This is a genomic window from Pseudomonas sp. A, assembly GCF_056270345.1.
On sequence record NZ_CM149873.1, the window covers coordinates 3,440,595 to 3,453,312 of the forward strand.

General features: G+C 66.7%; 10 protein-coding genes. 5 read left to right on the forward strand and 5 right to left on the reverse strand.

The window, feature by feature from the left end:
- Positions 1 to 272 precede the first annotated feature (272 nt).
- On the reverse strand, positions 273 to 1,085 hold the full coding sequence (xthA, locus tag AC0MAZ_RS15335; protein ID WP_232855224.1) for an exodeoxyribonuclease III: 813 nt from the start codon (positions 1,083 to 1,085) through the stop codon (positions 273 to 275).
- Between the two features lie 163 nt (positions 1,086 to 1,248).
- On the opposite strand from xthA, the gene AC0MAZ_RS15340 reads away from it, so the two are divergent.
- From AC0MAZ_RS15340 to AC0MAZ_RS15350, 3 genes are read left to right on the forward strand one after another with little or no spacing between them, the layout of a single operon-like run.
- Entirely contained in the window at positions 1,249 to 1,899 is a 651-nt protein-coding gene (locus AC0MAZ_RS15340; RefSeq protein WP_203646864.1) for a GNAT family N-acetyltransferase, read from the forward strand.
- A 53-nt stretch (positions 1,900 to 1,952) separates the two neighbouring features.
- A complete protein-coding gene (locus tag AC0MAZ_RS15345) occupies positions 1,953 to 3,695 on the forward strand; it encodes an autotransporter assembly complex protein TamA (protein ID WP_232855223.1) in 1,743 nt (580 codons plus the stop codon).
- Positions 3,692 to 7,366: a translocation/assembly module TamB domain-containing protein gene (locus tag AC0MAZ_RS15350; protein WP_475858405.1), complete on the forward strand. Its 3,675-nt coding sequence runs from the start codon at positions 3,692 to 3,694 to the stop codon at positions 7,364 to 7,366. Before AC0MAZ_RS15345 ends, AC0MAZ_RS15350 begins: the two co-directional genes overlap by 4 nt.
- An 18-nt stretch (positions 7,367 to 7,384) precedes the next feature.
- On the opposite strand, the gene AC0MAZ_RS15355 is transcribed toward AC0MAZ_RS15350, so the two are convergent.
- Entirely contained in the window at positions 7,385 to 7,765 is a 381-nt protein-coding gene (locus AC0MAZ_RS15355) for a Mor transcription activator family protein (RefSeq protein WP_475858406.1), read from the reverse strand.
- Between the two features lie 435 nt (positions 7,766 to 8,200).
- Between AC0MAZ_RS15355 and AC0MAZ_RS15360 the strand changes: the two genes are divergently transcribed.
- Complete coding sequence (locus AC0MAZ_RS15360) at positions 8,201 to 8,389, forward strand: hypothetical protein (protein WP_011533313.1); 189 nt, start codon at positions 8,201 to 8,203, stop codon at positions 8,387 to 8,389.
- 36 nt (positions 8,390 to 8,425) lie between these two features.
- Here the strand turns inward: AC0MAZ_RS15360 and AC0MAZ_RS15365 are convergent, their stop codons facing one another.
- Positions 8,426 to 8,788 (reverse strand): fe2+ zn2+ uptake regulation protein, encoded by a 363-nt coding sequence (locus AC0MAZ_RS15365; protein ID WP_232855219.1) that lies wholly within the window; start codon positions 8,786 to 8,788, stop codon positions 8,426 to 8,428.
- 199 nt (positions 8,789 to 8,987) lie between these two features.
- Here AC0MAZ_RS15365 and pvdQ point away from each other — a divergent pair, with 199 nt between their 5' ends.
- Positions 8,988 to 11,294 carry a bifunctional acylase PvdQ gene (pvdQ, locus tag AC0MAZ_RS15370; protein WP_475858407.1) on the forward strand — a complete coding sequence of 769 codons (2,307 nt, stop codon included), beginning with the start codon at positions 8,988 to 8,990 and terminating at the stop codon, positions 11,292 to 11,294.
- 149 nt (positions 11,295 to 11,443) lie between these two features.
- Here pvdQ and lpxH read toward each other — a convergent pair whose 3' ends face one another.
- Both lpxH and AC0MAZ_RS15380 read right to left on the reverse strand, forming a co-directional pair.
- Positions 11,444 to 12,166 carry a UDP-2,3-diacylglucosamine diphosphatase gene (gene lpxH, locus AC0MAZ_RS15375; protein WP_050706024.1) on the reverse strand — a complete coding sequence of 241 codons (723 nt, stop codon included), beginning with the start codon at positions 12,164 to 12,166 and terminating at the stop codon, positions 11,444 to 11,446.
- On the reverse strand, positions 12,163 to 12,666 hold the full coding sequence (locus tag AC0MAZ_RS15380; RefSeq protein WP_475858408.1) for a peptidylprolyl isomerase: 504 nt from the start codon (positions 12,664 to 12,666) through the stop codon (positions 12,163 to 12,165). The genes lpxH and AC0MAZ_RS15380 overlap by 4 nt, the downstream gene beginning before the upstream one ends.
- Between the last annotated feature and the right edge of the window lie 52 nt (positions 12,667 to 12,718).

Sequence of the window (12,718 nt, forward strand, 5' to 3'; positions counted from 1 at the left end):
CATCGCGGCGCAAGGCCGCTCCTACATCTGTTTCGGGCCAGTTATGCCTGAGAGTGAGGCGGCGCCCGCCTTGGTGCATGCCTTGAGGCAGGTGAAGCGGCAGCGGTGCCCACGCTGGAACCGCGTCGGACCAACAAGGCGGACCAGGTAATGGCACAGGATTGACTGGCCCGAAACAGATGTAGGAGCGGCCTTGCGCCGCGATGCGCCGCGCGGGCGGCGCTCGATCTCGAGAGCGCTGCAAGGCTACAGTCAAGCGCTAGCGCCTCAACTCAACCCAACTCAAGCCAGATCGGCGCATGGTCCGAAGGCTTCTCCATCCCCCGCAGCTCATAGTCGACCCCGGCGGCCTTGACCCGTGGCAGCAAGCCCTGGGAGGCCATGATCAGGTCGATGCGCAGGCCGCGCTTGGGCTCGTCCTCGAAGCCGCGGCTGCGGTAGTCGAACCAGCTGAAGCGGTCGGCCACCTCCGGGTGCAGGTGACGGAAGCTGTCGACCAGGCCCCAGCCCTTGAGCCGCTCCATCCACTCGCGCTCCTCGGGCAGGAAGCTGCACTTGCCGGTCTTCAGCCAGCGCTTGGCGTTGTCCGCGCCGATGCCGATGTCGCAGTCCTGGGGCGAGATGTTCAGGTCACCCATCACCACGACGGGCTGGTCATTCTTGAACTGCCCTTCGAGCAGGGCCTGCAGGTCGCTGTAGAAGCGCTGCTTGGCCGGGAACTTGGTGGGGTGGTCGCGGCTCTCCCCCTGGGGGAAGTAACCGTTCATCACGGTGATCGGCGTGCCGTCGGCATCGGCGAAGGTGCCCCAGATGAAACGACGCTGGGCGTCCTCTTCATCGCTGGCAAAGCCTTTGAACAACGACAGCGGCGCCTGGCGCGAGAGCAGGGCGACCCCGTAGTGGCCCTTCTGGCCGTGGTAGTGCACGTGGTAGCCGAGCGCCTCGACGTCGGCCAACGGGAACTGATCGTCGCTGACCTTGGTTTCCTGCAGGCCGATCACGTCCGGCTGGTGTTTGTCGATCAGCGCCGCCAGCTGGTGCGGTCGGGCGCGCAGGCCATTGATGTTGAACGAGACGATCTTCATGGAAAGATGATCCTGGTAAAAGCCACGGATGCTAGCCGACATCGCCGGCCACGGCCAGCATGGCGCCGCGCGGCGGGCACTGCTAACGTGCTGGAGGAGGTGAACCCAGCGCCGGAATCTGGCTCCAAGGCACTGTAAGCCCATTCCAGGAGGACTGCCCGCAATGCCCGACGTCATCGCCGCCCCGGCCCGCACCTGTCTGCTCGACGCCGGCTACGCCCGTGAGGCGCGTTCGCTGCTTTACCATGCCTATCGCCACGAGCCGACCTTCGCCTGGCTGTTCGAGGGCCAGCGCCCCGGCTACGAGCGTCGCCTGCGGGTGATGGTGCGCGAATGGGTGCGCCAGCACTTCTATCTGCAGTTGCCGGCGATCGGCCTGCTGCTGGAGGACCGCCTGGTCGGCCTGGCGCTGATCGTGCCGCCGCAGCGGCGCCTGGGCGTGGCCGACAGCTGGGCCTGGCGCCTGCGCATGATCCTCGGCACCGGCCTGCGCTGTACCCGGCGCTACCTGGACTACCAGGCCGCGCTGGCCGGCTGCCTGCCGGGCGACAATGTCCACGTCCTGCCGCTGCTGGGCGTGCACCCGCAGTTCCAGGGCCAGCACTATGGGGAGCAACTGCTGCAGGCCGTGCACGACTGGTGCGCGGAGGACGCCAACACCGAGGGCGTGGTGCTGGATACCGGCAATGCGCACTACCTGGCGTTTTACCAACGCCAGGGTTATGAAGAAATCGGCGAGATCGCGGTGGGACCGATCAGGGAGCGGGTGTTCTTCCACCCCAATCCCCGTTCATCCAGGGTGGCGAACCTGTGACAGGCGTTTGCCGACAGCCCTCTTGACCCCTTTGCTCTGGTAGCATGCCGCGCATGACGTATTCAGGAAGACTTGGCTGGGGCCTGCTGTTGCTGGCCGCCAGCTCCATGGCATGGGCGCAGAGCGAATTGCTGGTGCGGGTCAAACCCGCCAACAAGGCGCTCAAGTCCAATATCGAAGGGTATATCGGCAGCCTGGGCGATCGCGACGAAGAAGCCCTGCTGCGCTTCAGCCGGGGCGCCGAGGAGCAGACGCGCAAGGCGGCCCAGGCCTTGGGCTACTACCAGGCGCGGGTCGAGACCGAGGTCAAGGCACCGGGGGACAACGACAAACCCGCGCAACTGATCATCCGGGTCGAGCCCGGCGAGCCGGTGCGCCTGCGCAACGTGACCGTGCGCATCGACGGGCCGGCCAGCGAGCTCAAGGCCTTTCGCATCCCCGACAGCAAGGCGCTGCGCCCGGGCGAGCAACTCAACCACGGCACCTACGAGGATGCCAAGCGGCTGATCCAGAACCAGGCGTCGCGCTACGGCTTCTTCGCCGGCCGTTTCGAGCGCCAGCGCCTGGCGGTGGACCCGCAGGCCGGCGTGGCCGACATCGAGCTGATCTACCTGAGCGGCCCGCGCTACCGCCTGGGCGCGGTGACCTTCGGCGGTGACGCGCCGCTGGACAACGACCTGCTGCAGCGCATGGTGTCGTTCAAGCCCGGCACCCCCTACGACTCTGAACTGATCGCCGAACTCAACAACGACCTGCAATCGAGCGGCTACTTCGACAGCGTGCGGGTGGACGCCGCGCCCACCGCCGCGGTGGGCGAGGACATCCCGGTGGATGTGCGCCTCGATACCCGCAAGCCGCGCACCCTGGGCCTGGGCCTGGGCTTTTCCACCGACGTCGGGCCGCGCGGCAAGGCCAACTGGACCCGCCACTGGGTCAACCCGCAAGGGCACAGCTATGGTTGGGAAACCGAGCTGTCGGCGCCCCGGCAGAACGTCGGGCTGTGGTACGACATCCCGCTGGACCCGCCGCTCACCGACAAGCTGCGCTTCGCCGGCGGCTACCAGAACGAGGAGATCTCCGGCACCGACACCCTGAGCAAGCTGCTCACCGTTGGCCCCGAGTGGCACAGCAAGCTGCCCAGCGGCTGGCAACGGGTGATCTCGCTCAAGTACCAGCGCGAGGAATATCGCCTGGGTGACGACTCGGGGCTGAGCAACCTGCTGATGCCGGGCGTCAGCTTTTCGTACCTGCGCAGCGACAACCGCATCGACCCGCATAACGGCTACCGCCTGCAGTTCGACCTGCAGGCGGCCAAGGAAGGCCTGGGCTCGGACACCAACCTGATCCACGGCAACGTGCTGCTCAAGGGCCTGACTACCCTGGGCCAGAACCATCGCTTCCTCGCTCGCGTGCAGTTCGGCGGCAGCGCCACCAACGGCTACCAGCAGAACATCCCGCCGTCGCTGCGCTTCTTCGCCGGTGGCGACCAGAGCGTGCGCGGCTACGACTACCAGTCGCTGTCGCCAAAGAACAACCAGGGCGACCGCATCGGCGGCCGCTACCTGGTGGCCGGCAGCGCCGAGTACCAGTACTCGATCGCGGAAAAATGGCGCCTGGCGACCTTCGTCGACCAGGGCAACTCGTTCAATTCGCTGGAGTTCCCCAGCCTCAAGACCGGTGTCGGCATCGGTGTGCGCTGGGTGTCGCCGGTCGGGCCGCTGCGCCTGGACCTGGCCCGCGCGCTGGATGATGACGGTGGTTTTCGCTTGCACTTCTCCATGGGGCCCGAGCTGTGATGCGTGTGTTCAAACCGATCCTGCTGGTGCTGGCGGGCCTGCTGGTGCTGATCGTCCTGGCGCTGGGGCTGGTGCTCGGCACCCAGGCGGGGGGCCGTTGGGCGCTGGCGCGGGTGCCGGGGCTCGAGGTCAGCGATTTTACCGGGCGCCTTGGCGGCAGCTGGCAGGCCAGCCTGCTGCGCTGGTCCGCCGGCGACGATCGGGTCGAGCTGCTGGCGCCACAATTGGCCTGGTCGCCGGCCTGTCTGCTGCGTGCCACCCTGTGCGTCGAGCGCCTGCAGGCCGAGCGCATCGACATGGCCTTCGCGCCGGGAGAGGACAACCCCAACAGCGGCCCGCTGCAATTGCCGGCGCTGAACCTGCCGCTGGCCATCGAACTGGGCGAGGTCAAGGTGGGCCAGTTGCGCCTGGATGGCAGCGAACTGCTGGGCGACCTGAGCCTGGCCGCGCACTGGACCGCCAGCGGGCTGCGGGTGGACAGCCTGCGACTGCGCCGAGACGATCTGCACCTGGATGTCCAAGGCGACCTGACGCCCCAGGGTGACTGGCCGCTGCAGCTGCAGGGCACGCTGCAACTGCCGACAGTGGATGGCAAGCCGTGGCAGTTGGCATTGAACGCCAAGGGCGAGCTGCAGCAGACCCTCGTCATCGAGGCCACCAGCAGCGGTTACCTGGATGCCCGGTTGAACGGTGAATTGCAGGCCCTGGCCGAGCACCTGCCGGCCCGCCTGAGCATCCGCTCGGAGGCCTTCAAGCCCGCCGGCGAGTTGCCCGACACCCTGCAGTTGAACCAGCTCAAGCTCGATGCCCAGGGCGACCTGCTCAACGGTTACCAACTCTCAGGTTCGGCCACCTTGCCCGCCGAGCAAGGGCCGGTGGGCCTGGTGCTGGCCGGCAAGGTGGACGCCAAGGGAGCCCGGATCGATGCCCTGGACCTCAACGCCAGCGACACGCAGCGGCTCAAGCTGCAGGCCAGCGCCGACTGGCAGCAGGGCCTGAGCGCCGACGCCAGCCTCGACTGGCTGGACTTCCCCTGGTTGCGCCTGTATCCGCTGGAGCAGGCGCCCCAGGTCAGCCTCAAGCGCTTCAACGCCCAGTTGCAGTACCGCGACGGCAACTACAAGGGCGCGTTCAACGGCGACCTGGACGGCCCGGCGGGCGCTTTCAGCCTGGCCAGCCCGTTCGAGGGCGACCTGGGCCAGGTACGCCTGCCACAGCTGCTGCTCAGCGCGGGGCAGGGCAAGGCCGCGGGCAGTGTCGCCTTGCGTTTTGCCGACACCCTGGCCTGGGATGTCGACCTGCAATTGTCGGCGCTGGACCCGGCCTATTGGCTGGCGGAGCTGCCGGGCACCCTGGCCGGGCCGCTGCGCAGCCAGGGCGAGCTCAAGCACGAGCAGTTGGCGCTCAAGGCGCAGCTGGACCTCAAGGGTCGCCTGCGCGGCCAGTCGGCGCTGGTCAAGGTCGACGCCGAGGGCGCTGGCGAGCGCTGGACCCTGGGCAGCCTGGCGGTGCAACTGGGTGACAACCGCATCAGCGGCAGCGCCAGCCTGCAGCAGCGCCTGGCCGGGCGTATCGACCTCGACCTGCCGCGCCTGGGCCAGCTCTGGCCGCAACTGCAAGGGCAGGCCAAGGGCCGCCTGGACCTGGCCGGTACCCTGGCCGCGCCCCAGGGCACCCTGGCCCTGCAGGGCCAGCAACTGGGCCAGGCCGACAACCGCGTGCAGCGCCTGGACCTCGACGCGCGACTGGACAGCGCCCAGCGCGGCCAGCTGACGCTCAAGGCCGGCGGGATCCGCCTGGGGGACACCGCCCTGGGCAGCCTCGATGTGCAAGGCAAGGGCGATATCCGCCAGCAGGCCGCGACGCTGGCCCTCGACGGCCCGCAACTCAAGCTCGACCTGGCGCTGGATGGCGCCTTGAGCAAGGGCGACTGGCGTGGCCGCCTGGCCAACGGGCGCATCCAGGCCGGCGGCCAGGATTGGCAGTTGCAGGCACCGGCGCGCCTGCAACGCCTGGCCAGCGGCCAGCTCGACTTCGGTGCCCATTGCTGGCGTTCCGGCCAGGCCAGCCTGTGCGGCGAGGACCAGCGCCTGGCGCCAGAGCCGCGCCTGCGCTACCACCTCAAGCAGTTCCCGCTGGACAGCCTGGCGCAGTGGCTACCCAAGGACTTCGCCTGGCACGGCCTGCTCAACGCCGACATCAACCTCGACATCCCGTCCAGTGGCCCCAAGGGCAGCATCCGCATCGATGCCGGCGGCGGTACCCTGCGGGTGCGCGACAAGGACCGCTGGATCGACTTCCCTTACCAGGTGTTGCGCCTGGACAGCACCCTGGCGCCGCGCCGGGTCGACACCCGCGTGGATTTTCGCGGCGAGCGCCTGGGCGAGCTGAACCTGAATGCCCGCATCGACCCGCTGGGCCGCAACAAGCCGCTTTCCGGCGACTTCCGCCTGGCCGGGCTCGATCTGTCGGTCATCCGCCCGTTCCTGCCGATGGTCGAGCGCCTGGCCGGCCAGCTCAACGGCAGCGGACGCCTGTCGGGCAGCCTGCTGGCGCCCCAGGTCAATGGCAACCTGGCCTTGAGCGGCGGCGAAGTCAGCGGCGCGGAACTGCCGGTCAGCCTCGAGGACCTGTCGCTGCAGGCACTGATCGCCGGCGAGCAGGTGCAGTTGAACGGCAACTGGCGCAGCGGCGCCGCCGGCCGTGGGCAACTGGCCGGTCACCTGACCTGGGGGCAGGCGCTGGGCATGGACCTGCGCCTGCAGGGCCAGCAACTGCCGGTCAGCATCGAACCGTACGCGGCGCTGGAAGTGGCGCCCGACCTGACCATCCGCCTGCTGGACGACCGCCTGGCGGTGACCGGCAAGGTGCTGGTGCCCAAGGGCAAGATCACCGTGCGTGAGTTGCCGCCGTCGACGGTCAAGGTCTCCGACGACACGGTGATCGTCGGCCACCAGACCGAGCAGGGCAAGCCGCCGATGGCGGTGGCCATGGACATCGATGTCGAGGTCGGCAGCGAAAAACTGTCGTTCAAGGGCTTCGGCCTTACCGCCAACCTGCTGGGGCATGTGCATATCGGCGACAACCTCGATACCCGCGGCGAACTGAGCCTGGCCGACGGGCGCTATCGGCAGTATGGGCAGAATCTGACCATCCGCCGCGCGCGCCTGTTGTTCGCCGGGCCCATCGACCAGCCGTACCTGGATATCGAGGCCATCCGCAAGGTCGATGACGTAATTGCCGGCATCCGCCTGAGCGGCAGCGCCGAACAGCCGACCACCAAGGTGTTCTCGGAGCCGGCAATGAGCCAGGAGCAGGCATTGTCCTACCTGGTGCTGGGCCGGCCGCTGAACAGCTCTGGCGAGGACAACAACATGTTGGCCGAGGCGGCGCTGGGCCTGGGCCTGATGGGCAGCGCCGGCCTCACCGGCGGCCTGGCCTCGAACCTGGGCATCGACGACTTCCAGCTCGACACCCAGGGCACGGGCAACAAGACCAGCGTAGTGGCCAGCGGCAATCTCACCGAGCGGCTTAGCCTGCGTTATGGCGTCGGCGTATTCGAGCCGGCCAACACCATCGCCTTGCGCTACAAGCTCAGCAAGAAGGTCTACCTCGAGGCCGCCAGCGGCCTGGCCAGTTCCTTGGATATCTTCTACAAGCGAGATTTCTGAGCCCGGTGGAGTGCCTGCTCATCGGGCATGGCACTCTTGGCGACGAATGTTGCCGATCTGCCGCAGACTCAGACCGTACTTGTTGGCCAGTAGGCTGCGCGACAGCCCGCTGGCGCTTTCCTTCTGGATCTGCTGGTTGCGCAGCTGGCGCTGGAAGTGATCGGGCTTGGGAATTTCCAGGGCCAGGCCGGCATAGCGCTCGATCAGCGCGTCGAGCGCCGCCGATGGCAGCACATCGGCGAGCTTGCTGCGGTCGCGGTGCTTGGGAATGTACTTGGGGCGCCCGCCGAAAGCGCAGGTCAGGCGATAGGCGCTGTCCAGGCCGATGCACTCGATCAGCGCCTGCAGCGATTGAGGCAGTTGGGTGATGTCGATATTGCTCAGGTCTGGCTTTTCCACGAAATGGTTCCTTCCGTCATGTAGGTTTGGCAGACGCCGAGGCCCGGTTGGCTGCGGCGTGGTCGGCCACAGGTGGCGGTCCGAGTGGCGTGGTCCGATTTTCGAACAGCAGCGGAAAGGGTCGCTAGGCGTGAAGCGGACCGGAGCTTGTAGTCGCAACTGCCTGTTGTTTGCGGGCAGCCTGATAGCGTGAAGTAGGAAACGCCTTCACCCTTTAGCTACAGGCCCCAAATCGTCTAGTGAAGGGGTTCCATGATGGCGGTTTGGGTGGATGACCCAGGCGTTCGCGCGCAGACACGCCCGGGGGTCCTGGGGTGAGGAGGTATGTGCAGGAAAAGGAGGCAGGCAGGAACTTCAGCGGGGGAAAAGCGGGCGAGGTATCATGGCGTCGGCTCCGCTGGAGCCTCATGTCCCCGATGTCGCAAGGAATTTTCGATGACCCACGTGCAGCGCCTCAAATACTCGATCCTGATCATCCTGGTGGTCCTGGGGATCATGCTCGGCCTAAGCTACCTGCAGAAGCAGGGCACTATCAGCGAGCAGACGTTCCAGTACATCGCCATCGCCATCGCGGTGGTCGTGGTGGTGATCAACGGGATCCTGCGGCGCAAGGTCAAGCCCTGAGACGGGCGGGCCGGCATATCCCTGCCGGCCAGGCGCTCAACGCGAGACGGGTTGCTCGAGCACGGCCCAGGCCTGGGGGTTCAGGCTGTAGCACTTGTCGCTGCCCAGGCTGATGACGCCTTCGCTGCACAGGCGCTTGAGCACCTCGCGCACACTCAGGAACGACAAGGGAATATCCAGTTGCTCGAGTTGCGCATGCACGCCGCGCACGCCAATGCTGCGGCCACTGCGCCCGGCGGTGTGCAGGGCGTCGATGACCTTCAGGCGGATCAGGCTGGTGCGCAGGCCATAGGCGCGCAGCAGCTCGCGGATCTGTTCGTTGCCCACGCGTTCCTCCTGGGGGGCGGCGGCCTGGCCTGGGGCGGGCGGCGCCGATAGCGTTTGTTGCGGGTTGTACATGTGAATGCTCCTTTTCGTGGACTGTCCCGAAATCATGGGTGCCTCACATCTAAAGACGAATGAGATCGACAAAACTGCAACCCTCGGTGAAAAAAATCTGACACGTTCTGTTGAGAACGTTGCAGCCTCACGTCGAACGTAAAATTTTCATCCGGCCATTCGTCTGTTCGGGATGACCCCGATAGCACGAGGAGTGCCTGTGATCCCTCTTCCCCTGTTCCGCCTGGGCCTTGCCGCTGCCCTGGTTGCCTCCAGCCTGGCTGTCCAGGCACGGGAGGTTGCCGACGAGGCCTCTGCGCAGATCCGTCGCACCAGCTTCGGCGTGCCGCATATCCTGGCCAAGGACGAACGCGGCCTGGGCTACGGCATCGGCTATGCCTACGCCCAGGACAACCTGTGCCTGCTGGCCAACGAGGTGCTGACGGTCAATGGCGAGCGCTCGCGCTATTTCGGTGGCGACGCCAAGACGGTCGAGCAGCGCGACAACCTGTCCAGCGACCTGTTCTTCACCTGGCTGAACGAATCGGCGGCAGTGGACGCCTTCCTGCAGGCGCAACCGGTGGCGGTGCGTGACCTGCTCGACGGCTACGCCAGCGGCTATAACCGTGCCCTGGGCGAGCGGCGCGCCCAGGGCCTGCCGGCCGAGTGCGGGGCAGGGGACTGGGTGCGGCCGATCAGCAGCCGCGACCTGGTCAAGCTGACTCGACGCCTGCTGGCTGAAGGCGGTGTCGGTCAGTTCGTCGAGGCGGTGGTGGCCGCGACCCCGCCGAAGCTGGCGGCGCAACGCCCGGTGGTCGACTACAGCGTGGCCCTGGCGCGCCAGGCGCAGTTCGCCGCCGAACGTGGCAGCAACGCCGTGGCGGTGGGCAGCGAGCGTTCGGCCAATGGTCGCGGGCTATTGTTGGCCAATCCGCATTTCCCCTGGATCGGCGGCATGCGCTTCTACCAGATGCAACTGACCATCCCCGGGCAGCTGGATGTGATGGGCGCGGCCCTGCCGGGCCTGCCGGTGGTCAATATCGGTTTCAACCGCCATCTGGCCTGGACCCATACCGTCGACACCTCGAAGCATTTCACCCTCTACCGTCTGCAACTGGACCCCAAGGACGCCACTCGTTACCTGTATGACGGCCAGTCGCTGCCGCTCGAGCGCAAACAGCTCAAGGTCATGGTGAAGGGCAAGGACGGCACGCTGAGCGAGGTGGAGCGCACTATCCACCTGTCCAAGTTCGGCCCGGTGGTGCAGTGGCCAGGGCGGCTGGACTGGGACAACCAGGCGGCCTACAGCCTGCGCGACGCCAACCTGGACAATACCCGGGTGCTGCAGCAGTGGTACCGGATCAACCGCGCCGATAGCCTGGAGGCGCTCAAGGCTTCGGTGGGGCAGTTGCAGGGTATCCCCTGGGTCAACACCCTGGCGGTGGATGCCGCTGGCCAGGCCCTGTACCTGAACCAGTCGGTGGTGCCCTATGTCGACCAGGCGCTGCTGGCGCAGTGCAGCAATCCGGCGGCCTCCGGCCCGCTGGTGGTACTTGATGGTTCGCGCAGCGCCTGCCAGTGGAAGGTCGATGCGCAGGCGGCCCAGCCGGGGATCTTCCCGGCGAACCTGCTGCCGAGCCTGGAGCGCCGTGACTATGTGCAGCACGCCAACGACTCGGCGTGGATGGCCAACCCGGCCCAGCCGTTGACCGGCTTCTCGCCGCTGGTCAGCCGTGCCGACCAGCCCTTGGGCATGCGCAGCCGTTTTGCCCTGCAGCGCCTGCAGGGCAGGGACAAGCTGGGTGTCGCCGAGCTGCAGCGCATGGTGTTCGACGACGAGGTGTACCAGGCCAGCCTGCTGTTGCCGGACCTGCTGCAGTGGTGCAAGGGCGCGGGGGCGGATCTTGAGTCAGTGTGCGTCAGCCTGCGGGACTGGAATGGCAAGGCCGACCTGGATAGCGGCGTCGGTCTGGTCCACTTCATCAATATCGCCGGCGCGCTGGCCGAGCACCCGCAAAGCTGGCGCGTGCCGTTCGACCCGGCCGACCCGCAGCACACCCCGCGTGGCCTGGCGGTGGAGCAGGCCGCGGTAGGCAAGCTGCTGCGCGAGGCGGCGCTGGCGTCGCTGGAGCGGGTGGGCAAGGCGGGCATCGCCGCCGATCAGCGTTGGGGGCAGATCCAGCAGGCTGCCGATGGCACGCCGGTGCCTGGCGGTCCGCAGGCCCTGGGGGTCTACAACGCGATGGTCAGTGTGCCGGTGGGGCCGGGCAAGCGCATGGTGGTCAGTGGTTCGAGCTATCTGCAGGTGGTCAGCTTCACCGAGCAGGGGCCAAAGGCCCAGGGATTGCTGGCGTTCTCGCTGTCGAGCGAAAAGGCGTCGGCGCATGCCGCCGACCAGACGCGTGCCTTCGCGGCCAAGCAACTGGCGCCGATCCCGTTCACCGAGGCGCAGATCAAGGCTGATCCGCAGTATCGGCAGTATGTGATCAGCGAGCGGGATAAGGGGCGCGTGGTCATCGCCCAGTAATCAGGCGTCCTCTGTAGGAGCGGCCTTGTGCCGCGAAAGGGCTGCAAAGCAGCCCCGGCGATCTTTGCATAATCGCAGATATCGGGGGGCCGCTTTGCGGCCCTTTCGCGGCACGAGGCCGCTCCTACAGGGGGCTGTGCGTTTGTCGTTCAGGAAAACTCGAACGGCGCCAGCTGGAAGCCCTGTTCGTCCACCTGCAACGCCCAGCCCCGACGATCCCAGTCCCCCAGCACGATACGCCGCGCCGGCTGGCCGTCGACCACCAGCTTGTGCAGCGCCGGCCGGTGGGTGTGGCCATGAACCAGGGTGCGCACGCCGTGGGCGGCCATCACCTTGGGCACTTCCTCGGGGGTGACGTCGACGATCTCGGTGCTCTTCATGCGCGTCTGCGAGCGGCTTTCGCTGCGCAGCTTGCGCGCCAGCTTGTGCCGCGTGCCCAGTGGCAGGTGCCGCAGGATCCACAGGGTCAGCGGGTTGCGCAGGTAGCGGCGCAGCTTCATGTAGGCCACATCGCGAGTGCACAGGGTGTCGCCGTGCATCAGCAGCACCGCCTCGCCACCCAGCTCGACCACGCTGGGGTCGGCCAGCAAGGTGCAGCCGGCGGCGTCGCAGAACGCCTGGCCGATGAGGAAGTCGCGGTTGCCGTGCATCAGGTAGATCGCCGTGCCGCTGTCGCTCAGCCGGCGCAGGGCCTGGCAGATCGACTGCTGGAACGGCGTCATCGCATCGTCGCCGATCCAGGCCTCGAAGAAGTCGCCGAGGATGTACAGCGCCTTGGCGTGGCGGGCGCGGCCGTCGAGCAGATCAAGAAACGCCCGGGTGATGTCCGGGCGTTCTTCTTGCAGGTGCAGATCGGAGATCAGCAGTATCACTCAATGATCTCGGCTTTCTCGATGATCACGTCGTCTTTCGGCACGTCCTGGTGGCCAGACTTGGAGCCGGTGGAAACGCCTTCGATCTTGTCGACGACGTCCTGGCCTTCGGTCACCTTGCCAAAGACGGCGTAGCCCCAGCCCTGGACATTCTTGCCGCTGTGGTTGAGGAAGTCGTTGTTCGAGGCGTTGATGAAGAACTGCGCCGACGCCGAGTGCGGCTCCATAGTGCGGGCCATGGCGATGGTGTACTTGTCGTTCTTCAGGCCGTTGTCGGCTTCGTTCTGGATGCTGGCACGCTTGTCACGTTTTTCGTTCATGCCTGGCTCGAAACCGCCGCCCTGGATCATGAAGCCCTTGATCACACGGTGGAACACAACGTTGCTGTAGTGCCCGGCCTTAACATATTCGAGGAAGTTGGCCACGGTGATCGGGGCTTTTTCGTCATTCAGTTCAATGACGATATCGCCGTGGTTGGTGCTCAGTTTGACTTTGGACATGCTGAAATTCGCTCTTTCAAGGCATTCGGGAAATAGGGTGCGCGGTGCGCTC